A 20,655-nucleotide genomic window follows, 5' to 3' on the forward strand; every position below is an offset into this window, starting at 1 on the left:
CGCGGTCGGTGGGGACAGGCGGAGCCCGGCCTTGGTACTGGTGGGCTCGCGTATTCAACTGTCGCGAGTTGTCGGTGCTGCCCAGCGGGGCACTAACTGTCCGTGCTCTTCGGGCACACCCACTGCTGGCCCAAGCTGAAGCTGCACGTCCGCCACCGCGGCGCCTTCGCCTACGTCGAGGCGGAACTGGCCGACGGCGAACGGGTCAAGCTGATGAGGCTGCGCTACACCGGCACCGCCTCACGGTGGGGCTTCGCCCTCTACCTCGCCAGCAGCGACAAGTACGAGGACACGGTCCTGCCCACCGGCAGCCTCGCCGACACCCCTGAAAACGCCCTCGACTGCGCCTGCGGCCTCCACCTCGCCACCCCCGTGAACTGACCAGACACCACGCACCGCACCGGGCATCGGAGTCAACCCCCGAAGGACTTCCGGACCGGACCACTTAGGTCCTGTCCGGCGGACCATGTGACTGCCTCGGGTTCCTGGTCGCACTCCGGCGGCGTGGGTCGGTACTCGTCTCCGTAGAGACACCGGGCATGTTCCATCAGGGTGCTGTGCATGTCCTGGAGCCTACGGCGCCATGATCCGCCGGACAGGACCTGGACGAGCTGGGCTGTAATGGGCGGTCAATCACCCCACCCCGATGGCCAGGGGGAGCTCGCACCCTGCCAGCTCCGTGGCTACCTTCGTGGCTACCTTCGTGGCTACCTTCGCACCCGCGAGGTCCGGTTTGAACCGGTACGGAACGGGGTGAGGAGACGCCCACGATTCCGCGAGAAAGGGCTTCTGACCTGCGTTTTCGCTGGTCAGAAGCCCTGAGCGGCAGACGAGTCGGGCTATACGCCGGGTTCTGTCGCCCGGAGACCTCGCGGTCGCCGGGGAGACGGCCATCCATCTAGGGTCGGTGTTGCCACCGGCCTCATGCGGTCTACCCGCGAACTCGGGCGGGCAGCCCTCGAACGTCCGCGCAGGAGCGCCGAGGCGCTCCCTTTTGACCTTGCTCCGGGTGGGGTTTACCTAGCTGCCCAGGTCACCCTGAGCACTGGTGGTCTCTTACACCACCGTTTCACCCTTACCGAGGACCGAGATCCCCGGCGGTCTGCTTTCTGTGGCACTGTCCCGCGGGTCACCCCGGGTGGCCGTTAGCCACCACCCTGCCCTGTGGAGCCCGGACGTTCCTCGGGAGGCTCCCCGAAGGGGCCCCACGCGGCCGTCCGCCCGGCTCGTCTGCCGTGATGACCATGGTACCGGGCAGCCGCGGGCGCCGGGTCACGGCCTCGGAGGAACTCGGCGGTGTCCAGTTCGAAGGCAAAGGGCTCAGGGGGACACGGCACCTTGCCGAAGCGGATCGTGCACGGCTGGAGGTGGTCGCCGCCGTCCGCATCTCCGAGGTCCTGCCCGCGCTCGGTGAGACGGGAGTGCGGCAGTCCACCCTCGACGAGCCACCCGGGCCGTCTCACACCCGTGTGTGATCCACTCCCGGCCCCTGCCGCCGGGGTTGGTCCGTGTCTGACCTCCAGCGGTGTGCTCCCCCAGGTCTGCCGCACCGCCGCATGACCGCCGGCACACGAACGGCACCGCCCGCCCACGACCGGCACCGCCCGCGCTTGACCTTGCCGCAGCGTCAGGGTTTCTACTGAGGCCATGCGAATCGGAGAGATCGCCGCGCTCGTCGGGGTCACCCCACGGGCGGTACGGCACTACCACCACCAGGGCCTGCTGCCCGAGCCCGCGCGGCAGGCCAACGGCTACCGGGACTACTCGGTGCGCGACGCCGTGCTGCTGGCCAGGATCCGGCGGATGACGGAGCTGGGGCTCGGACTCGACGAGGTGCGGGATGTCATCGCGGACGACGCGGGGCGGGAGCTGGTGGAGGTACTGGAGGAGTTGGACCAGGACCTCGCACGACAGCAGGAGCAGCTCGGCGAGCGGAGGCAGCGGCTGAGGCTGCTGCTGGCGCAGGCGCGTGCCGGGCGGGTGACGGCCGAGGGGCCGCTGTCGCCCGAGCTCTCCGCGCTGTTCGCAACCGTGGACCGGGCCATGGCCGGGCGGCCCGCCTCGGCGATGGCCGCCAAGGACCGGGAGATCCTCGCCCTGCTGGACACCGCCACCCCCGGCGACGGACGCGAAGAGCTGGTGGGCGCGATGCGGCGGCTGACCGAAGTGCCGGGAGCCGCAGAGCGGGTGTACGAGGTGTACGCACAGTTGGACGCGCTCGCCGAAGCCGGACCCGATGACCCGCGCGTGGAGCAGGCGGCGCAGGCGCTGATCGCCGTCCTGCCCGAGGAGATCACGGCTCATATCACCGACGTCCCGGAGGGCGGGTTCATGGGCGCGCTCTACGCCGACTTCTCCCCCGCCCAGGCCGCCGCCGTGCGCCGCGCTCTGCACCTGGCCATGGAGCGGGCCCGGTGAGGCGGCTGCTCAGAGCTGCCGCGTACGCCGTGCTGCCCGGCGAACTGGTGCTCATGGTCTGCCTGTCGGCGGGAGTACGGCCGCCCGCACCCGCGCTGGTCGCGGCCGAGGCGGCCGTACTCCTGCTGCTCCTGGCCGAAGTCGCCGTCTTCCTGCGACTGCGCCGCCATGGCCGCACCTCCCGGGAGGCCCTTGAGGAGCTGGTCCCCCGTGCCGTGCTGCGGCTCATCGGGCACGAGCTGCGTCTGATGCGGAGCCTTGCCCTGTGGGTCGCCCGCAGGCGGGACGGAGTCGGCCCGGACGACCGGGCGTTCGGGCACGCCCGCGACGGGGCCGCCCTGCTGCTCGGCTTCGCCTTCGTCTGCGTGATCGAGACCATCGGGATGTCGTACCTCCTCGCTGATGTGCCGGTGGTCCACGAGATCGTGCTCGTGGTCGACCTGTACACCGTCGCCTTCATACTCGGTCTGTACGCCGCCTCGGTCGTCCGCCCGCATGTGCTGAGCGCCGACGCACTGCGCCTGCGCCAGGCCGCCCACGTCGACATACGCATCCCGCTCGACAGCATCGCCACGGTCTCGTACGAGCTGCTCTTCTCCCACGACAAGAAGGAGGAAGGCGTGCTCGACCTCGCCGTCGGCTCGCAGACCTCCCTCACACTCAGGCTGTCCGAACCCGTCACCTCCGTCGGGCTGCTCGGCCGGGAGCGCCGGGTGCACACGGTGCGCTGCCATGCCGACGACGCCCGCGCGCTGCTCGCGGCCCTCACCCGGGCCCGCACGGCCCGCACCCCGGCATGAGCGGGAGGGGGGCACGACTACCCTGGCCGGGGGCCGCGCCCCACGCCATCGTGTACGTACCCAGAGGAGAACCACCGTGCTCGTGCTGTTGCCGCCGTCGGAGGGCAAGGCCGCTTCCGGCCGTGGGGCGCCGCTGAAGCCGGAGTCCCTGTCGCTGCCCGGACTGGCCGAGGCACGGGCGGCGGTGCTCGGCGAGTTGGTCGGGCTGTGCCGGGCCGACGAGGAGAAGGCCCGGGACGTACTCGGCCTCAGCGAGGGCCTGCGCGGAGAGGTCGCGAAGAACGCCGTACTCGAGACGGCAGGGGCGCGTCCGGCCGGGGAGATCTACACCGGTGTGCTCTACGACGCGCTCGGCCTCGCCACCCTCGCCCCTGCGGCGCGCCGCCGTGCCCGCCGGGCGCTCCTGGTCTGCTCCGGGCTGTGGGGCGCGGTCCGCGTCGACGACCGGATCCCCTCGTACCGCTGCTCGATGGGCGTGAAGCTGCCGGGACTCGGGGCACTGGGCGCCTACTGGCGGACTCCCCTGGCCTCGGTGCTGCCCGAGGCCGCGGGCGACGGGCTGGTCCTGGACCTGCGGTCATCGGCCTACGCGGCGGCCTGGCGTCCCAAGGGCGAGCTCGCGGAGCGCACCGCGACGGTGCGGGTACTGCATGCGCAGGTGGTGGACGGTGTCGAGAAGCGGTCGGTCGTCTCCCACTTCAACAAGGCGACGAAGGGCCGCATGGTGCGCAGCCTGCTGGAGTCCGGCACGGCACCGGAGGACCCCGCGACGCTGGTGGAGGCCCTGCGCGACCTCGGCTACACGGTGGAGGCGGAGGCCCCCGTGCGAGCCGGTAGGCCATGGGCCCTCGACGTCGTCGTGACCGAGATCCACTGAGCCCGCGTCGGCCCAGGGCCCGTCCGGCGTCCGGGTACGGACACTCCGGACCGCCGTACAGAGTGCGGCACACCGCACCCGGTGTCGCGAGGCGCCACCGGGGCCGGGTGCGGATGGGCCCATGGAACCCGCCCGCACCCCGCCGGAGGCCTCAGCGCAGGTGCGAGGTCTCGTTCAGAAGCCGCACGGACGCGTTTCCGTCCGCGTAGTACGACACCGCCGACAGCGACGCCGCGTCCAACTCCATCCGGAACAGCGCCTCCGGAGGCGCTCCCAGAGCCAGCCGGACCAGCTGCTTGATCGGGGTCACATGGGTGACGAGCAGCACCGTGCGGCCCTGGTACTTCGCCACCAGGCGGTCCCGCGTCGCGGCGACGCGGCGGCCGACCGTGGCGAAGCTCTCGCCGCCGCCGGTGGGGGCCGCCTTCGGGGAGGCCAGCCACGCGTCGAGGTCATCCGGGTACCGCTCGCGGACCTCGGCGAAGGTCAGGCCCTCCCAGGCGCCGAAGTCCGCCTCGCGCAGGCCCTCGTCCACCAGCACGTCGAGTCCGAGCCTGGCGCCCACGGCCGCGGCCGTCTGGCGGCAGCGGACCATCGGTGACGACACGATGTGCTGGATCCGGCCGCGCGCGGCGAACGCCGTGGCCGCTGCCTCGGCCTGGCGCAGCCCCGCCTCGGACAGCTCCGGGTCGGTGCCGCCGCTGCCCGAGAACCGCTTCTCGGGAGTCAGCGGGGTCTCGCCGTGCCGCAGCAGCACGAAGGTGGCCGGCGGCCCCAGGTCCGCGGGCCCCCAGCCGACGGCCGGGGCGTCCTCGTCCGCGTCGGCGGGCGCCGTACGGGCCGCGTCGGCAGTCGCCGTGGGGACCGTGTCCGTACGAGTGGCCACGGCGACCCCCGTGCCGGCGGACGCCGTGGCGCCCGCGGTACCGGCGCCGCGCCCCGTCAGCCCCGTCAGCGCCGCCCGAGCCTTCGCCGCACCCGCCGCCGCGTCACCGACGATCCGGGCCGCGTCCACGTCGGTGCCCGAAGCCGCGCCGGATCCGAGCGCGGCACGCGAGGCGGACGGCTCCCACTGACGGCCCCGCTTGCCCGCGTCCATCGCCTCGTTGGCGAGCCGGTCCGCGTGCTTGTTCTTCTCACGCGGGATCCACTCGTAACGAACCTGCCCCGCGGGGAAGATCCGCGCGGCCTCCGCGGCGAGCGGCTTCATGTCGGGGTGCTTGATCTTCCAGCGCCCTGACATCTGCTCCACGACCAGTTTGGAGTCCATCCGGACCCGCACCGAAGCGCCGGGGGCGAGTTCCCTCGCCGCCGTGAGGCCCGCGATCAGACCGCGGTACTCGGCGACGTTGTTGGTCGCGACTCCGATGTACTCGGCTCGCTCCGCGAGCGTCTCGCCCGTCACCGGGTCGAGCACGGCCGCGCCGTAGCCGGCGGGCCCCGGGTTTCCCCGGGAGCCGCCGTCCGCCTCGACGACCAGCTCGCGCATCAGAGGCTCACCCATCAGAGGCCGGACTCCGGGGTGCGGACGAGGATGCGGCGGCAGTTCTCACAGCGCATCACGGCGTCCGGCGCGGCGGCCCGCACCTCGTTGAGCTCGGTGATGTTGAGCTCGATGTGGCAGCCCTCGCAGCGGCGCTGGTAGAGCCGGGCCGCGCCGACCCCGCCCTGCTGCCCGCGCAGCTTCTCGTACAGCTTCATCAGGTCGGCGGGCACGGTCCCGGCGACGACCTCGCGCTCCTTGCCGACGGAAGCGGCCTCGCCGTCGATCTCCCCGAAGGCCGTGCCCCGGCGGGCGGTCGCGTCGTCCACCTTGGCCTGCACGGACGAGACCCGGTCGGTCAGCTCGGAGACCCGCTCCTGGGCGGACTCGCGGCGCTCCATGACCTCCAGGACGACGTCCTCGAGGTCGCCCTGCCGCTTGGCGAGCGAGACGATCTCCTTCTGGAGGTTCTCCAGGTCCTTCGGCGAGGTGATCGCACCCGAGTCGAGCCTCTGCTGGTCGCGGGCGGAGCGCTGGCGCACCTGGTCCACGTCCTGCTCGGCCTTGGTCTGCTCGCGGGCGCAGTCGCCCTCCTCCGTCTGCGCGGCGACGAGCAGGTCGCGCAGCTGGGTGAGGTCCTTGTTCAGCGACTCCAGCTCGGTGTGCTCGGGCAGCGACTTGCGCTTGTGCGCGAGCTGGGACAGCCGTACGTCGAGAGCCTGGACGTCGAGGAGTCGGATCTGGTCGGCGGGCGCGGCGTTCAGTTGGGGGCTCCAGAGGTGTGGTGGGCGGACCAGGGGTCGGTGACCGTCTTCGAGACATGGACCCTCAGGCCCCAGCCATGGCGGTCGGAGATCTCGTCGAGTTGGGCGGCGGCCTGCTCGCACCAGGGCCATTCGGTGGCCCAGTGGGCGGCGTCGATCAGGCCAAGCGCCGACTGGGCAGACTGCGCCGAGTGCTGTACCGCCTCGGACGCGGGATGGTGGCGCAGATCGGCGGTGAGGTACGCGTCCACGCCCGCCGCCCGTACGAGGTCGAACAGGCTGTCGCCCGAACCGCCGCTGACGGCGACCCGGCGCACCGTGGCGTCGAGGTCTCCTGCGACCCGGATGCCCTGGGCGGTGGCGGGCAGCCGCTTGGCGGCGCGCGCGGCGAACTCCCGCAGGGTTTCCGGGTGGTCGAGTTCGCAGATGCGGCCGAGCCCGGTCGCGGGGTCCAGCGGCCCGGTGACCCGCAGGTCGAGGGCACCGGCGAGGGCGTCGGAGACTCCGGGGTCGGCGGTGTCGGCGTTGGTGTGCGCGACGTGCAGGGCGATGTCGTGCTTGATGAGGCCGTGCACGACCCGGCCCTTGAAGTGGGACGCGGCGACCGTCGTCGTCCCGCGCAGATAGAGCGGGTGGTGGGCGACGATCAGGTCCGCGCCGAGCGCGACCGCCTCGTCGGCGATCTCCTGGACGGGGTCGACGGCGAAGAGGACCCTGGTCACGTCGGCTTCGGGGTCTCCGCAGACCGTGCCGACGGCGTCCCATTGTTCGGCCCGCTCGGGGGGCCAGAGGGCGTCGAGCGCGGCGATGACTTCAGACAGACGGGGCACGGGTGCAAGGCTACCCGCCCCCCGAGGTCAGCGGTCCTGCGGCCGGGTACCGACCGCGGGAAGGGACGCGCAGCACAACCGTCCCGCCGCGCTCAGGCGAACCGAAATACGGCCACACGTATGTGTGAAGAGTGCGCTCACGCATTGTTCGGGTGGAAGTGCGAAAACTAGCGTCGGTTGCGTGGAGGTGACCAACCGATGACAGCGTGTGCCATCGAGGAAGCGGTATCCGGGGACGGTTTCGGGCACGACATGGAGCGTGACGAGGCCGTGCGGCTCCCGGAGACCCGGTTCACGCTCAGCGCGGACGGCTGCTACGCGGCGCGTCTCGCGGGGACGGGAGAGGCGTGGTACGTGGAGCGGTGGACGCTCGGCGGGCCGGAGCCCTACACCGTCGCGCTTCCCCTCGGGCAGCCCGAGGAGCCCGACTCCGAGGTGGCTCCGATGGCCGACGGGCGGGTGCTGATCCGGCGGCGGGTCGCGGGGCGGCAGGCGTTCTCGCTGCTGTATCCCACCGGTCCTGGCACCGGCGAACTGCTGCTCGGGGTGGCCGACTCGGCCCCGATGTCCCTGCTGCCGCCGTCACCGGACGGCAACTGCGTCTACGCGCTGGCCCGGAGCGAGCGGAGGACCGCGGTCTGGCGGGTGGCGGGCGGGGCGTTCGGCGCCGTGCGGGTCGCCGAGGTACCGGGGCACTGCTCGGGCGGGGTCTGGCTGGACCGCGGGGGGCGCATACTCGCGCTCGACCAGGAGATCGACGGGGTCACCAAGACGGTGACGGTGGACCTGGAGCGCGGCGGCGAGGTGAATCCGCTGCTCCAGATCACCGAGGAGAGCAACGACCGGCTGCTGCTCGCGGACCCGGAGAGCGGGCTGCTGCTGATCCGCTCCGACGCGGCCGGCCACGACCGGCTGGGCTGGGGCGTTCTGGGCAGCCGCCAGCCGGTGCGGTTCCCCGAGTGCCTGCGGCTGCCGGACGCGGCGGTGACACCGTTCGCGATCCAGCCGGGCCAGGTGCTCAGTCCTGAGAACTGCGCGGTGGCGCTGCGGATCGAGGGGGCGGCGGGCAGTTGGCTGGGCGTATGGCGCCCGGCGGCCCGCCGGATGGTCCAGCTCGCGGCCCCGGACGGCTGGTTGCCCGGTGCCGGGATGTGGACCCAGCAGGGCGAGTTGCGTCTGCCCTGCACGACCCCTCAGGCTCCCTGCTCGATCGCCCGGGTGCCGATGCCCGAGCTGCCGGATGCCGCTCCGGCACCGGCCGCCTCCGCCCTGGTGGCGCGCACGGAAACCGCAGGTGGAGAAGGCCACGGCGGCGGCGCGGCCGGTGTGCGCACGGCCGCGTTCAAGCCCGTGCCACTGCAGCAGGCGGCTCTCGTGGGGCGCCTGACCCCTGGTTAGACTTTTCGGCCAGGGGCTACGCAGCCGCACTGTCGGGACGCGGACGGTGGGGTTCCCTGCGACAGGACACCAGCGATGATCGACGGGGTGACTTCCCACATGTCTGAAGCCCGAACCGACCCGGCCCAGGCGCGACCGCAGGGCACGGCCGCGAACCACGCCGCATCAGGCGGCGCCGCCGGAAAGCACCGAGGGGGTGCGGCGGCTTCGGAGGACTCCGAGACTCCGGCGCACGGCCGCCATCGCCGCCCCTCGGACGGCGGGTCGGCGTAAGCAGGACGGCCGGGCCGTCACCAATGGTAGGAGACCACCGTTGGTGACGGCCCTTGTGTCGCTCCGGCTCCACTGCCGCCGCGCGGGGTGCACAACTCCCGCAGACTTCAGACCTGCCGCTTCAGACCTGCCGCTTCAGACCTGCCGTTTGAGCCCCAGCACCTCCGCCGCCGCGAACGTCTCGCCCTGCCTGGACTCGTAGTACGGGGACAGCAGACCGTCCAGTTCCTCGTAGCTGAACGTCTCCTTGGCCGAGTCGAACTTCGCCGCGATCCGGGGCCGTGCGACCACGGCGACCATCCCACCGTGGACCACCAGGAGTTGGCCGTTGATCCGGGACGCGGAGGGGGAGGCCAGATAGCCGACGAGCGGGGCGACGTGTTCGGGTGCCAGGGGGTCGAGGCAGCCTTCCTCCGGTTCGGCGAAGCCGGCGAAGACGTCTTCCGTCATACGGGTGCGAGCGCGCGGGCAGATCGCGTTGACCGTGACCCCGTACTTGGCCAGGGCGAGAGCCGTCGACGTCGTCAGGCCGACGATGCCGCCCTTCGCCGCCGCGTAGTTGGGCTGACCGGCGGAGCCCGCGAGGAAGGCCTCGGACGAGGTGTTGACGATCCGGCCGTACACCGGGGCGCCCGTCCCCGACGCCTTGGAGCGTTCACGCCAGTGGGCCGCCGCGAAGTGGGTGGTGTTGAAGTGTCCCTTGAGGTGGACCCTGATCACCGAGTCCCATTCGTCCTCACTCATCGAGAACACCATCCGGTCCCGCAGGATGCCCGCGTTGTTGACCAGGATGTCCAGCTTTCCGTAACTGCTGATCGCCAGGCCGATCAGATCGCGGGCCGTCCCGTGGTCCGCGATGTCACCGAGGTGCGCGACCGCCTGCCCGCCCATCGCGCGGATCTCCGCCACGACCGACTCGGCGGGAGCGGCCGACGCCTCGCCTGAACCGTCGCGGCCCGGCCGGCCGTAGTCGTTGACGACGACGCTCGCGCCGAGTCGTGCGAGCTCCAGCGCCTCGGCGCGGCCGAGGCCGCGCCCGGCGCCCGTGACGACGGCCGAGAGGCCGTCCAGGGGAAGGGGCTGATCCACCGGTCCGCCCCTCACAGCTCGATGCAGGTACGCAGGGCCTCACCCGTACGCATCTGGTTCAGCGCCTCGTTGATCTCCGACAGCTGCACCCGGTGGGTGATCAGTGACTCCAGGTCGATCCGGCCCGCCCGCCACAGCGCGATGGCGCGTTCGTAGGAGTGCTGCACGTCCCCGCCCCCGTACATCGACGGCAGGATGCGCTTCTCGTCGAAGAACAGCTCGAACATGTTGAGTTGGAGGAAGTCGTCCATCGCCCCTGCGCCCACGATGCACAGGGTGCCGCCGCGCCGGGTGGTCTCGTAAGCGGTCCTGGCCGTGGCCGATCTTCCGACGACCTCGAAGACGTAGTCGAAGCCCTCGCCGCCGGTGATCCGCTGCTTGGCGTCGCCCAGCGCGTCCGGGGCGACCGCCTCCGTGGCGCCGAACCGCAGGGCCGCCTCCCGCCGGGACTCCACCGGGTCGACGGCGATGATCTGCGCGGCGCCGCGCACCCGCGCGCCCTGGATCGTGGAGATGCCGACGCCACCGCAGCCGATGACGGCGACCGACGCCCCGGCGGTGACCTGCGCGGTGTTGATGGCCGCGCCGAGTCCGGTGGTGACCCCGCAGCCGATGAGGGCGGCGATGTCGTACGGCACGTCGTCCGGTATCGGCACGGCGCAGCCCGCGTCGACCACGAGCTCTTCGGCGAAGGTGCCGGTGCCCGCGAAGCCGAAGACATCGCCTCCCGGGCGGCGGAAGTTCGGGGTTCCGGCGTTCATGAACCCGGCCAGGCAGAGCTGGCTCTGGCCGCGCTTGCAGGCGGTGCAGCTGCCGCAGGCAGGCAGCCAGCACATCAGCACCCGGTCGCCCTGCTCAAGTCCGGTCACCCCGTCGCCGATGTCGGTGATCTCGCCCGCGCCCTCGTGGCCGGGGATGAAGGGGGCGGGTTGCGGAAGGACCCCGTTCATCGCGGAGATGTCCGAATGGCAGAGCCCGGTGGCCCTGATGCGGATCTTCACCTTGCCGGGGCCGAAGCCCACCGCCTCGACGTCGTCGAGTACTTCGAGTTTGTCCTGGCCGATCTCGTGCAGTACGGCTGCGCGCATGGTGCGGCTCCCTTCAGGAGGGCCGTAGGTCCGGGGAGGAAGATCCGATGGCTTGGAGGAATCCAGAGAGATCAGGAGGAGGGCAAGAGAGGCCGGGGAGGTCGGGGAACCGCTGCGGGTCGCGAGGGGTAGGCCGGTAGTGATCAGGCGGACCGGATGAGATCGGGCTGACCGGGAGGAAGGGCGGCGAGGGTCAGCCGAGTTCGACGAGGGTGTCCGCCAGCACCGGGGCGTCCTCCCGTTCCACCGCCGTCACCGACGCCTGGACGGTGGTGGGCCCCTGTCGCCACATCCGCATACGCAGGGTCTCCCCCGGGAAGACCACCCCCGCGAAGCGGGTGGCGTACGAGCGGACGCGGCCGATGTCTCCGTCGAGCAGGGTGTCCACGACGGCCTTCAGGGTCATGCCGTAGGTGCACAGGCCGTGCAGGATCGGCCGGTCGAAGCCCGCCAGCTTGGCGAACTCGGGGTCGGCGTGCAGGGGGTTCCAGTCGCCGGACAGCCGGTAGAGCAGCGCCTGGTCCTCGCGTACCGACCTCTCGACCATCGCGTCCGGCTCACGCCCGGGCTGCTCCGTGCGCGCGGACGGGCCTCGTTCACCGCCGAAGCCGCCCTCGCCGCGCACGAAGATCTGGGCGTCGCTCGTCCACAGCGGTCCGTCCGCGTCACCGGCTTCGGTGCGCAGGACGAGGATCGCCGCCTTTCCCTTGTCGTAGATCGCGGCGACTCGGGAGGTACTGGTGGCGTGGCCCTTGACGGGGATGGGGCGGTGCAGTGTGATCTTCTGCCCACCGTGCAGCACAGCGGCGAGGTCGACTTCGATTCCGGGAGCGGAGAGGCCGCCCACGACTCCCATGCCCGCACCCGCGACGGTGGCGAAGCTGGGCAGGACGTGCAGCCGGGACTCAAGGACGTAGCGCAGCTCGTCGAGGTCGGTAGCCGCGCCCGGCCGGTCCTGGGACGAGCCGGCGCCGAGGCCGAGGTGGTAGAGCTGGATGTCCTTGTGGTCCCAGCTGATCTCGGTGCTGCGCGGCTCTGCGGCGAGTGCCTTGGCGGCGTCGATGGGCATGGAGTGGCTGCTCCTTGGCTCCGTGTGGCGCGTTGGCTGTGGAAGACCTCGGCGCGGCCGTCCGCACCGTCGGCCGCACCGAGGCCGTTACGGGTCCGGCCCCGCCCCGCATCCGTTTTAGAACGCGTTCTAGGTCGGACTGGCCTTATGTATAACGCACCCCTGGTGACTTGTGAAGGCCACTGACGGAGCATCAGACCGCGTGTCGGTCCCTGCCGCACGGCTCACGTCAGTGGACGCACCGGAGACGGATCCATGGCGCGACCGGACAGGACCCATGACACGGCCGAGGGGCCGAAACGCCTGCCGGTACCGCCGCTTCGCCGTGCCAGCTCACAGCTCCCGGACAGGAGCCGGCCCCTCGCCGAGCCCCCGTCGCCGGAGTATTGCATGATGCAAAGGTCCATCTCCACCGGCAGGCGCCGAGCACTACGAGGGAGGCGCTACCGCCTTTTCGACCTCGGCAAGGGTCGCGCCGTCGACCAGGCCGGTGTCCTCGAGGACTTCCAGGTGGTCCAGCACGGTCTGGTTGGCCTGCCGGGCGTGGCGGCGGATGAGGTCGTTCTGCGTGGCGGCCCTGACCTCGGCGATGGTGGCGAAGATCTTCCCGTGCGAGGCCCGCAGCAGGTTGGCGAACAGCCGGTCGAACTCGGCACCCTTCGCCTCCTCCATCTGCCTGACCCAGCCCTGCTGTTCCTCCGTGGCCTGGTCCGGCAACGGGACCCCCAGGATCCTCGCGTCCTCACGAACGAGCTGGTCCAGCTTGCTGTGACCGTCCAGCAGATGCAGGCCCGCACGCTTCACGGCCTCACTGGAGGCATTGGCCTGGGCAAGCCGACCAGCCGGAATCTCCCACAGCCCCGCCTGACGCACCTTGACCAGAAACGTCTTGTCCACCTCGGTGACCGGCTGCCCCCCGCCCTGCGCGGACTGCTCGTCGCCCGCCGCGGCGGCTTCCGAGCCATCGGTGTGACCCGACCCGGAATGCCCGTAGCCCGAGCCCGCGGAGGACTGGCCGTAGCCGCCGTTCTGCGCAGCGACACCGGCGGGGATCTGCGCACTCGCGGTCTGGTCGTCGTCACCGCCGCGGGTCATGACCAGCACCGTCGCGATGATGGCGCAGACGGCCGCGATGACGGCGATCGTCCGTATCGGGATGCCGGTCTCGGCTGAGTGTCGGTTCGGACGCATGGGGGTGCCTTCCGTTCGGCATGGAGCAGTGGTGCTCGTACTCGGTCATGTCGTCGGGAGCTGTGTTGTCGGTGCGGCTGGCACGGCGCGCAGCCTTCCATACGGGTGGAGGTGCCGGTGCGTTCACCGGTCCGATGCGGGGCACGACAAAAGGGCGGTATGACCGACATGGGGCGCCCTTCGCAGCAAAGCGACGACATCGAAGACGTGGACGCGGTGACGCGCGCGGTGTCGACCGCCTCCCGGCTGCTGGTCGCGGTCTCCGCCCGCTCGCTCACGGCGGTGGAGGAGCGGGTGACCCTGCCGCAGTTCCGGCTGCTCGCGCTGCTGTCCAGCCAGGGCCCCGCCAAGCTGGTGGTGCTTGCCGAGCGGCTCGGCGTCAACCCGTCCACGGCGATGCGCATGGTCGACCGGCTGATCGCGGCCGGGCTCGCGGCACGCGAGCCCGGCCCCCGACAGCCGGCGTGAGACGGTACTGCGGCTCACGGCCGAGTGCCACGCTCCGGTCGAGGACGTGACAGCCCGGCGGCGGGAGATCGCCGGGATCGTGACGCGGATGGCCCCGGAGCAGCGCACGGCCCTGGTCGACACCCTGACCGCGTTCAACGAGGCGGGCGGTGAGCCGGCGGCCCCGAAGGGACATCAGCCCCTTCGCAGCACCGTCACCACTGCCGCCCCGCCGAGGCCGATGTTGTGCGCGAGGCCGTTCCTGGCACCCGGCACCTGCCGCGACCCCGCCTCTCCGCGCAACTGCCAGGTCAGCTCGGCCGCTTGGGCGAGACCGGTCGCACCGAGCGGGTGGCCCTTGGAGATCAGACCTCCCGACGGGTTGACCACCCACCGGCCCCCGTAGGTCGTCGCCCCCGACTCGACGAGCCTGCCCGACTCGCCGTACGGGCACATACCGAGTGCCTCGTACGTCAGCAGCTCGTTGACCGAGAAGCAATCGTGCAGCTCGATCACCTCCATGTCCTCGATACCGAGTCCCGATGCCTCGTACGCCTGCCGGGCCGCCGCCCGCGACATGGGCTGCCCGACGACGTCGATGCACGAGCCGGAGGCGAAGGAGTCGTCGGTGTCGGTGGCCATGGCCTGCCCCGCGATCTCGACGGCCTTGTGGTGCAGTCCGTGTTCGACGACGAACCGCTCCGACACCACCAGCACCGCCGCCGCGCCGTCCGAGGTCGGCGAGCACTGGAGGCGGGTGAGCGGCTGGTGCACCGGCTTGGCGGCCAGGATCTCGTCCACCTCGTACACCTCGCGGAACTGGGCGTACGGATTGGCCGCCGAGTGCCGGTGGTTCTTGGCGGCCACTTCGGCGAGCTGGCGGGGGGTGGTGCCGTGGAGCTCCATGTGCTCGCGGGCCGCGTCGCCGAAGATCTGGGCGGTGGGCGGGGTCATGTCGAAGCCGTGCCGGGCGGCCATGATGCCGTAGTGGCGGGCCACCGGCGAGGTCCTCAGGTCGCCGTCCCCTCCCCCGCCGCCGCCCAGCGAGCCGCGCTTCATCTTCTCGAAGCCCAGTGCGAGCACGCAGTCGACGAGCCCGCCGACGACGAACTGCCGGGCCATCGTCAGGGCCGTCGAGCCGGTCGCGCAGTTGTTGTTGACGTTGTAGACGGGGATACCGGTGAGACCCAGCTCGTAGACGGCGCGCTGGCCGGCCGTCGAGGGCTGGAAGCAGTAGCCGACGGCGGCCTGCTGGACGAGTGCGTACGGAACGCCGGCGTCGGCGAGCGCGGCGGTGCCGGCCTCCCTCGCCATGTCCCAGTACTGCCAGTCCCGGGATTCGGGCTTCTCGAACCTGGTCATTCCGACCCCGACGATGTACGCCTTCATCTCTCCCAAGCCCTTCGGTTCAGTCTCGCGGCAGGCCGAGGATGCGCTCGGCGACGACATTCAGCTGCACCTGGGTGGTGCCGCCCGCGATGGTCAGGCAGCGACTCATCAGCAACCCGTGCAGAGCCCGTTCGCCCGCTCCCTCCCGCACCGCGCCTGAAGGGCCGAGGAGTTCGAGGGTGAGCTCGGCGACCTTCTGCTGGTGCGTGGTCTGGATGAGCTTGCGTACGGAGGCGCCCGCGCCGGGCTCCAGACCGTCGACCTGCCGCAGGGTGGTCCGCAGCCCGACACAGGCCAGGGCGTGCGCCTCGGCGGCCAGGGCGCCGATGCGGACCCGGCACGCGTCGTCGAGGCCGGGCGCGCGGGCGATCAGCTCCTCGACCCCGGTGTCGAAGGTCAGCTGGGCCGCCATGTGCACCCGTTCGTTGCCGAGGGTGTGCCGGGCGACCCGCCAGCCATCGTTCACCTCCCCTACGACGGCGTCGGCGGGCAGCAGCGCGCCGTCGAAGTACACCTCGCTGAACAGCGAGTCCCCGGTGATCTCCTTCAGCGGCCGGATGTCGATGCCGTGGGTGGTCTTCATGTCGACCAGGAAGTAGCTCAGGCCCTTGTGCTTGGGCGCCTCGGGGTCGGTGCGGGCCAGCAGGATCCCGTGGTCGGCCCACTGCGCCGCGCTGGTCCACACCTTCTGGCCGGTGATCCGCCAGCGGCCGTCCGGCAGACGCTCGGCCCTGGTGCGCAGACCGGCCAGGTCGGAGCCGGCCCCCGGCTCGCTGAAGAGCTGGCACCAGAGCAGCTCACCGCGCAGAGTGGGCAGCAGATAACGAGACTTCTGCTCTTCACTCCCGTGGGAGATGAGGGACGGCACTACCCAGGTGGCGATGCCGAGCTCGCTCAACTCGATTCCCGCGGAGCGCAGTTCCCGCTGCACGGCGAGCTGCTGGACCGCCCCGGCCCCGAGACCGTAGGGGGGCGGCAGGTGCGGGGCCGCGTATCCGGTAGGCGCGAGGGCGCGGCGGGCGGCCCTGGGGTCGAGCCCACGGACGGCGGCGATGGCCGCGCGGGCCTGTACCTGGTACGGGGCGGCATCGGCGGGCAGTTCGATGTGCAGCTCCCGGCGGGCGCCTTCGGCGGCGAGCCGGGCCGCCCGCTGCCGGTGGATGTCGCCAGGACCCAGCAGCTGACGGGCGACGACGGCCCGGCGCAGATGCAGATGGGCGTCGTGCTCCCAGGTGAAGCCGATGCCGCCGAGTATCTGGATGCAGTCCTTGGCGCAGCTGTACGCGGCGTCGAGCGCGGTCGCCGCGGCGAGGGCCGCGGTGAACCCGCGGACGGTGGGATCGTCCCCGTCGGCGGCCCGAGCCGCGTCCCAGGTCAGTGCGCGTGTCTGTTCGAGGCGTACGAGCATGTCGGCGCAGAGGTGCTTGACCGCCTGGAACTGCCCGATAGGGCGCCCGAACTGCTCACGCACGGCGGCGTATTCGGCGGCGGTTCCGAGTGCCCAGGCGGCGGTCCCGCAGGCCTCGGCCGCGAACAGCACCGCGGCGAGGTCGCCGACGAGTCCGGGGTGGATGTCCAACGCTCGCGCATCGGGCACCGACACGCGCACGGCGGTGACCTCGGCGGTGGGCCGGGTCGGGTCGGCGCTCTCATGCCCCCGGATCGCCAGCTCGGCGGAATCCACGGCGAACCATCCGGTGTCCGCGGCCAGCACCACCAGATCCGCCTGCCCCGCCCCGAGCACAGGCGGCGCGGTCCCGTCGAGCCGGTACCCCGTGCCCGTCCGCACGGCCCTGAGGTCCCCCGGCCCGAGCGCGACCGCCCCGATCCGCCGTCCGCTCGCGAGGTCCCGCACCAGCTCCCGCACTCGTTCTCCGTGCCCGGCCCGCGCCATCACCGCGGAGGCCAGCACACTCGGCAGATACGGCCCGGGAAGTGCGGCCCGCCCGGTCTCCTCCAGCACCACGGCCAGGTCGAGGATGGTGCCGCCCCCGCCCCCGCACTCCTCGGGCAGATGCACTCCGGGCAACCCCTGCCCCACAGCGGCGTCCCAGTACCCGGGCCGCGCCCCGGCCCCGGCACCGGGGGTGTCCAGCAGCTTCCGTACGGCTTCGGGCGGCATGACGCGAGCGACCCAACGGCGCACGGAGTCCGCCAACTCCTCGTGCTCCTCGGTGATTCCGATGCTTCCGGAGCGTGATGTGCCCATGCCCGGCAGAGTAGAACACGTTTCAATCTGACGGAAGGTCAGATGCGCGGTGGGAAGGAGACAGCACATCGTCGGCACGACCGGCCGAGCCCCCCCCCGCCCTTGTTGTGCGACGCCATACCCCGCCGGCCGAACCCGGCTGCCACCCCCGCGAGGCCCCGACCCCTGCCGTTCCACCAACTGCCTTTAATGCGCGCGCTCTTGTCCGGGCACGCGTATTAGGCTGCCTGGCGATCAAGGCTGCGCCCGGTCGCCGCACCGGCGCCGGGCGTCGCCGTTTCATCGGAAGGACTGTCACATGCGTCTGCACAAGACCAAGGCCGCGGCTGTCATGCTCGCCGCGATGGGGCTCACATTCTCGCTGGCGACCCCGGCGAACGCCTGGAGCTACGGTGCGTACGGGGGCGGGGGATACGGCGAGTGGCAGCAGGACCCGTCCGGCGACGTCAAGGGTGACTCGTTCCGGGCTTGCGACCAGCGGTCCGACGGCTATGCCATCTATGTCCGCATCGACATCGGCAGGGACGGCGACTTCGACTCGTCGGTCACCACCAGGGGGCACCTCGCGGAGTACTGCACTCCCTGGAAGTACCTCGACCTGCCCGAGGGCACACCCATCCGGATGTACGTCTACAAGTCCAACGCCGACGGCCACCACAACCCGGTCTGGAAGGACGGCGTGGCGTAGTCGGCAGCCGACGGCCCGAATCCGCACGGTCGGCCCCGGATCCGCACGGCTGGCGCGGCTCCGGGCCGTCGGTGGATGCATACGGGAGACGGGCGCCGCAGACCGCGCCTCGGGAGCCCCGGGCTCACCCCGACCCTCATGGAGTGCCGGGCGGCGACGTCAGGCGGCCGGGAAGTGGAAGACGGAGCCGCCGCCGTCCTTCACCAACTCGACGGCGGCCTGATGGGCATGGCGGGCGGTGGGCTCGTCGTCGGCGGGCACGGGACTGCCTGCCAGGCCGTACCACTCGGAGGCGCCGGTGTGCTGCACGGTCACCTGGGCTTGGCCGTCGATCCAGGTGGTGTGCACGGTCAGGTCGCCGGTGATGGGGCCGCCCTCCGTGGTCATGACACCGCCCGAGCCGGCGATGATTCCCTGGGTGGTCCAGGTGGCGAACGTGTCCATGACGCCTCCGCAATGGTGCCGGGGTCGGACGGTAAAGCAGGCGAATAATCGAACAAGCGCGGTGACACCATGGTGGACCAAATCGCCCTTACGCACCCCTGGGCGGCGTCAGGCCTTTTCGGCGGGCTCCGCACCGCCGCCCATCGCGCGCAGCATGCCGGGGCCCCCGGTCCGCGGGAAGCGCACCACGAGGACCGGCCGCGAGCAGCAGGAACACGATGTTCAGCCACGACGTGTAGTCCCATGACCCCCCTTCGTCAGGGATCTTGGCAGTGGTGTTGTCCGGGATGATCCCGAGGACGCCGAAGACGAATTCGACGACATAGGCGGCGGCGACGATCGAGGCGTGGAAGGTCGACAGAATGCAGGCAGCCATGCGCGCCCCGTAGTGCTTCCGGTAGATGCCGAGGATCGGCACGATCAGCAGGTCGGCGAAGACGAAGGCGATCCGCTGAGGGCGAGGGCGTGCAGCGCGCGGTGTCGACTGCGGCGTTCATGGCGCACAGCCTGGCGGTACGAGCCCCAGGGATGGGCTCGGAGAGACGACGGCGGGTCACCGTCCAGGGTGGCCGGCGACCCGCCGTCGTATTCGGCCTCGGGTCAGAGCGCGCCCTCGGCGGCGGCGGTGACGAAGGCGGCGAAGGCGGTCGGGGCGACGGCGAAGGCGGGGAGCTGGGGGTCCTTGGAGTCGCGGACGGCGATCCGGCAGGGCCGGGCGGCGATCTCGACGCACTCGCCGCCGGCGTCGCCGCTGTGGGACGACTTCTGCCAGGCCACAGCACCGAGGGGGGCGCACTCCACGCAGTTACCGCCCGTGTCGCCGCTGTAGGACGACTTACGCCACACTGCGTCCGTCAGAATCCGGGTCGTGCCCATAATGTTCCTCCACTACGCGGGCGATCAGTGCCGCCGACTCCTCCACCGAGAGGGCGGCGGCCTGAAGGTGATCGTAACGGAGCGAACCCTCCCTGAGGGCACCGGAATTGGCTGTCATATGCCCCTGGACGAAGTCCTCGGTGTAGACCAGATCCGGATCGTCGTCGAACCGCAGCAGGGTGAACTCGCCCATCAGGCCCGCATGGGCGCCCGCGGCGTAGGGCAGGATCTGGATCTTGAGCCAGTCGCGGTTGCCCATCTCCAGCAGATGGGCCAGCTGCTCCCCCATCACATCCCTGCCGCCGATCTCCTGGTGCAGCACGGCCTCGCTCATCACCACCCAGATGAGCGGGGGGTGTTCGCGGTCCAGGATGCGCTGCCGCTCCATCCGGGCGGCCACATCGGCATCGAGATTGCCGTCCTCCCGCAGCCCCAGTACCGCACGGGCGTAGTCCGGGGTCTGGAGCAGTCCGTACACCAACTGCGGATGGAAGGAGCTGATGTACTCCGCCTTGGCTTCCAACTCCGCATACGGTTGGAACCAGTTCGGCAGTTGACTGCGCAGCACAAGCCCCACCAGCCGGGAGAACAGACCGCCGGTCAGCAGGGCCGCGTCGACCCGCTCACTGAACTCCCGCGTAGGGACCTTGCGGGCCGTCTCGATCTGGCCGATCAGCGAACCCGTGCAGAAGACGACACCGCCCAGGTCGTCCTGCGTCATGCCCGCTTCCTCGCGGAGCCTGCGCAGCTCCGCGCCGTAGTAGTCCAGGGGTGAGGCGCTGGGATCGAGGTTTCGGATGTTGGGCATGCGGCGGACCACCGGCTTTCCCAAGCTCACGCCTCGCGGCGTTGGTTTCGGTACGTAGTCAAGCGTATGCACAGCGCCGCACGCTGGTGATGTGAATCACGTAACTGACCCCTCACGGGGGGAAATCTCGAACTGCTACCGCATGGGCATCACCGTCGGTGCCCACTCGGCGGGCCATCTGCGGCGCATCCTGCGGCTGTTCCTGGAGCGCTGGGACCTTGCGGAGCTGGCCGACCCGGCCGGGCTTGCGCTGACCGAGCTGGTGGCGAACGTCGTCCGGCACGTCCCGGGGCGGCACTGCACCACCCTGATCCTCAAGCAGCCGGAGGGCCTGCGGGTCGAGGTCGGCGACGGCTCCCCGCAGCCCGTGCTGCCCGTCCGGGACGAGGACCCGCTCGCCGAGGGCGGCAGGGGGCTGCTGCTGGTGGAGGCCGTGACCGACCGATGGGGGGTGTGGGACCAGCCGGACGGCAAGGTGGTCTGGTTCGAGTGCGACGCCAAGACCTGAGCCGCC

21 protein-coding genes, 1 other RNA gene and 1 pseudogene are annotated in these 20,655 nt (G+C 71.3%); 9 read left to right on the forward strand and 14 right to left on the reverse strand.

Going from position 1 to position 20,655, the window contains the following annotated elements:
• Positions 1-102: 102 nt before the first annotated feature.
• On the forward strand, positions 103-381 hold the full coding sequence (locus tag V1460_RS27665) for a hypothetical protein (RefSeq protein ID WP_338676333.1): 279 nt from the start codon (positions 103-105) through the stop codon (positions 379-381).
• A 445-nt stretch (positions 382-826) separates the two neighbouring features.
• Here the strand turns inward: V1460_RS27665 and rnpB are convergent.
• Positions 827-1,229: RNase P RNA component class A (gene rnpB, locus V1460_RS27670), an RNA gene on the reverse strand.
• A 9-nt stretch (positions 1,230-1,238) separates the two neighbouring features.
• Between rnpB and V1460_RS27675 the strand changes: the two genes are divergently transcribed.
• The 4 genes from V1460_RS27675 to yaaA all read left to right on the forward strand — a co-directional run bounded on the left by V1460_RS27675 (position 1,239) and on the right by yaaA (position 4,095).
• Positions 1,239-1,475, forward strand: coding sequence for a hypothetical protein (locus V1460_RS27675; protein ID WP_338676334.1), 237 nt, complete (start codon positions 1,239-1,241; stop codon positions 1,473-1,475).
• 172 nt (positions 1,476-1,647) lie between these two features.
• The gene (locus V1460_RS27680) at positions 1,648-2,418 is read left to right on the forward strand and encodes a MerR family transcriptional regulator (protein WP_338676335.1); all 771 of its coding nucleotides are present in this window, start codon (positions 1,648-1,650) and stop codon (positions 2,416-2,418) included.
• Positions 2,415-3,218, forward strand: coding sequence for a hypothetical protein (locus V1460_RS27685; RefSeq protein ID WP_338676336.1), 804 nt, complete (start codon positions 2,415-2,417; stop codon positions 3,216-3,218). Before V1460_RS27680 ends, V1460_RS27685 begins: the two co-directional genes overlap by 4 nt.
• A gap of 76 nt (positions 3,219-3,294) precedes the next feature.
• Positions 3,295-4,095, forward strand: coding sequence for a peroxide stress protein YaaA (yaaA, locus tag V1460_RS27690; protein WP_338676337.1), 801 nt, complete (start codon positions 3,295-3,297; stop codon positions 4,093-4,095).
• Positions 4,096-4,246: 151 nt separating this feature from the next.
• Here the strand turns inward: yaaA and V1460_RS27695 are convergent, their stop codons facing one another.
• The 3 genes from V1460_RS27695 to V1460_RS27705 are packed head-to-tail and all read right to left on the reverse strand — an operon-like array spanning position 4,247 to position 7,172.
• Entirely contained in the window at positions 4,247-5,584 is a 1,338-nt protein-coding gene (locus V1460_RS27695; protein ID WP_338678231.1) for a bifunctional RNase H/acid phosphatase, read from the reverse strand.
• A gap of 14 nt (positions 5,585-5,598) precedes the next feature.
• On the reverse strand, positions 5,599-6,342 hold the full coding sequence (locus V1460_RS27700) for a C4-type zinc ribbon domain-containing protein (protein WP_338678232.1): 744 nt from the start codon (positions 6,340-6,342) through the stop codon (positions 5,599-5,601).
• The gene (locus tag V1460_RS27705) at positions 6,339-7,172 is read right to left on the reverse strand and encodes a Nif3-like dinuclear metal center hexameric protein (RefSeq protein ID WP_338676338.1); all 834 of its coding nucleotides are present in this window, start codon (positions 7,170-7,172) and stop codon (positions 6,339-6,341) included. Before V1460_RS27705 ends, V1460_RS27700 begins: the two co-directional genes overlap by 4 nt.
• A gap of 198 nt (positions 7,173-7,370) precedes the next feature.
• On the opposite strand from V1460_RS27705, the gene V1460_RS27710 reads away from it, so the two are divergent.
• Positions 7,371-8,570 carry a hypothetical protein gene (locus tag V1460_RS27710; protein WP_338676339.1) on the forward strand — a complete coding sequence of 400 codons (1,200 nt, stop codon included), beginning with the start codon at positions 7,371-7,373 and terminating at the stop codon, positions 8,568-8,570.
• Between the two features lie 408 nt (positions 8,571-8,978).
• Here V1460_RS27710 and V1460_RS27715 read toward each other — a convergent pair whose 3' ends face one another.
• The 4 genes from V1460_RS27715 to V1460_RS27730 all read right to left on the reverse strand — a co-directional run bounded on the left by V1460_RS27715 (position 8,979) and on the right by V1460_RS27730 (position 13,280).
• The gene (locus V1460_RS27715; RefSeq protein WP_338676340.1) at positions 8,979-9,932 is read right to left on the reverse strand and encodes a 3-oxoacyl-ACP reductase; all 954 of its coding nucleotides are present in this window, start codon (positions 9,930-9,932) and stop codon (positions 8,979-8,981) included.
• Positions 9,933-9,943: 11 nt separating this feature from the next.
• On the reverse strand, positions 9,944-11,020 hold the full coding sequence (locus tag V1460_RS27720) for a Zn-dependent alcohol dehydrogenase (protein WP_338676341.1): 1,077 nt from the start codon (positions 11,018-11,020) through the stop codon (positions 9,944-9,946).
• A 193-nt stretch (positions 11,021-11,213) separates the two neighbouring features.
• Positions 11,214-12,089 (reverse strand): MaoC/PaaZ C-terminal domain-containing protein, encoded by an 876-nt coding sequence (locus V1460_RS27725; protein WP_338676342.1) that lies wholly within the window; start codon positions 12,087-12,089, stop codon positions 11,214-11,216.
• A gap of 429 nt (positions 12,090-12,518) precedes the next feature.
• Positions 12,519-13,280 (reverse strand): DUF4142 domain-containing protein, encoded by a 762-nt coding sequence (locus V1460_RS27730; protein WP_338676343.1) that lies wholly within the window; start codon positions 13,278-13,280, stop codon positions 12,519-12,521.
• A 168-nt stretch (positions 13,281-13,448) separates the two neighbouring features.
• Here V1460_RS27730 and V1460_RS27735 point away from each other — a divergent pair.
• A pseudogene (locus V1460_RS27735) lies at positions 13,449-13,914 on the forward strand (MarR family winged helix-turn-helix transcriptional regulator); the annotation flags it as partial.
• An 8-nt stretch (positions 13,915-13,922) separates the two neighbouring features.
• Here the strand turns inward: V1460_RS27735 and V1460_RS27740 are convergent.
• Entirely contained in the window at positions 13,923-15,116 is a 1,194-nt protein-coding gene (locus tag V1460_RS27740) for a lipid-transfer protein (protein WP_338676344.1), read from the reverse strand.
• Positions 15,117-15,135: 19 nt separating this feature from the next.
• Entirely contained in the window at positions 15,136-17,325 is a 2,190-nt protein-coding gene (locus V1460_RS27745; RefSeq protein WP_338676345.1) for an acyl-CoA dehydrogenase, read from the reverse strand.
• A 298-nt stretch (positions 17,326-17,623) separates the two neighbouring features.
• Between V1460_RS27745 and V1460_RS27750 the strand changes: the two genes are divergently transcribed.
• Positions 17,624-18,013 carry a hypothetical protein gene (locus tag V1460_RS27750; RefSeq protein WP_338676346.1) on the forward strand — a complete coding sequence of 130 codons (390 nt, stop codon included), beginning with the start codon at positions 17,624-17,626 and terminating at the stop codon, positions 18,011-18,013.
• Positions 18,014-18,172: 159 nt separating this feature from the next.
• Here the strand turns inward: V1460_RS27750 and V1460_RS27755 are convergent, their stop codons facing one another.
• The 4 genes from V1460_RS27755 to V1460_RS27770 all read right to left on the reverse strand — a co-directional run bounded on the left by V1460_RS27755 (position 18,173) and on the right by V1460_RS27770 (position 20,141).
• On the reverse strand, positions 18,173-18,457 hold the full coding sequence (locus V1460_RS27755; RefSeq protein WP_338676347.1) for a hypothetical protein: 285 nt from the start codon (positions 18,455-18,457) through the stop codon (positions 18,173-18,175).
• Between the two features lie 88 nt (positions 18,458-18,545).
• Positions 18,546-18,875, reverse strand: coding sequence for a hypothetical protein (locus V1460_RS27760; protein WP_338676348.1), 330 nt, complete (start codon positions 18,873-18,875; stop codon positions 18,546-18,548).
• Positions 18,876-19,057: 182 nt separating this feature from the next.
• Positions 19,058-19,333, reverse strand: coding sequence for a DUF397 domain-containing protein (locus tag V1460_RS27765; protein WP_338676349.1), 276 nt, complete (start codon positions 19,331-19,333; stop codon positions 19,058-19,060).
• Entirely contained in the window at positions 19,293-20,141 is an 849-nt protein-coding gene (locus V1460_RS27770; protein ID WP_338676350.1) for a helix-turn-helix transcriptional regulator, read from the reverse strand. The genes V1460_RS27765 and V1460_RS27770 overlap by 41 nt, the downstream gene beginning before the upstream one ends.
• Positions 20,142-20,283: 142 nt before the next feature.
• Between V1460_RS27770 and V1460_RS27775 the strand changes: the two genes are divergently transcribed.
• Positions 20,284-20,649 carry an ATP-binding protein gene (locus V1460_RS27775; protein WP_338676351.1) on the forward strand — a complete coding sequence of 122 codons (366 nt, stop codon included), beginning with the start codon at positions 20,284-20,286 and terminating at the stop codon, positions 20,647-20,649.
• Positions 20,650-20,655 lie beyond the last annotated feature (6 nt).

Source organism: Streptomyces sp. SCSIO 30461, assembly GCF_037023745.1.
Lineage (GTDB): Bacteria > Actinomycetota > Actinomycetes > Streptomycetales > Streptomycetaceae > Streptomyces.

Excerpts from the sequence above, each read along its gene's own strand:
- V1460_RS27770 (WP_338676350.1), bottom strand. The coding sequence starts at position 20,141 with ATGCCCAACATCCGAAACCTCGATCCCAGCGCCTCACCCCTGGACTAC.
- V1460_RS27740 (WP_338676344.1), bottom strand. The coding sequence starts at position 15,116 with ATGAAGGCGTACATCGTCGGGGTCGGAATGACCAGGTTCGAGAAGCCC.
- V1460_RS27680 (WP_338676335.1), top strand. The coding sequence starts at position 1,648 with ATGCGAATCGGAGAGATCGCCGCGCTCGTCGGGGTCACCCCACGGGCG.
- V1460_RS27775 (WP_338676351.1), top strand. The coding sequence starts at position 20,284 with ATGGGCATCACCGTCGGTGCCCACTCGGCGGGCCATCTGCGGCGCATC.
- V1460_RS27755 (WP_338676347.1), bottom strand. The coding sequence starts at position 18,457 with ATGGACACGTTCGCCACCTGGACCACCCAGGGAATCATCGCCGGCTCG.
- V1460_RS27675 (WP_338676334.1), top strand. The coding sequence starts at position 1,239 with ATGACCATGGTACCGGGCAGCCGCGGGCGCCGGGTCACGGCCTCGGAG.
- V1460_RS27745 (WP_338676345.1), bottom strand. The coding sequence starts at position 17,325 with ATGGGCACATCACGCTCCGGAAGCATCGGAATCACCGAGGAGCACGAG.
- V1460_RS27765 (WP_338676349.1), bottom strand. The coding sequence starts at position 19,333 with ATGGGCACGACCCGGATTCTGACGGACGCAGTGTGGCGTAAGTCGTCC.
- V1460_RS27725 (WP_338676342.1), bottom strand. The coding sequence starts at position 12,089 with ATGCCCATCGACGCCGCCAAGGCACTCGCCGCAGAGCCGCGCAGCACC.
- V1460_RS27720 (WP_338676341.1), bottom strand. The coding sequence starts at position 11,020 with ATGCGCGCAGCCGTACTGCACGAGATCGGCCAGGACAAACTCGAAGTA.
- V1460_RS27730 (WP_338676343.1), bottom strand. The coding sequence starts at position 13,280 with ATGCGTCCGAACCGACACTCAGCCGAGACCGGCATCCCGATACGGACG.
- V1460_RS27695 (WP_338678231.1), bottom strand. The coding sequence starts at position 5,584 with ATGCGCGAGCTGGTCGTCGAGGCGGACGGCGGCTCCCGGGGAAACCCG.
- V1460_RS27750 (WP_338676346.1), top strand. The coding sequence starts at position 17,624 with ATGCGTCTGCACAAGACCAAGGCCGCGGCTGTCATGCTCGCCGCGATG.
- V1460_RS27710 (WP_338676339.1), top strand. The coding sequence starts at position 7,371 with ATGACAGCGTGTGCCATCGAGGAAGCGGTATCCGGGGACGGTTTCGGG.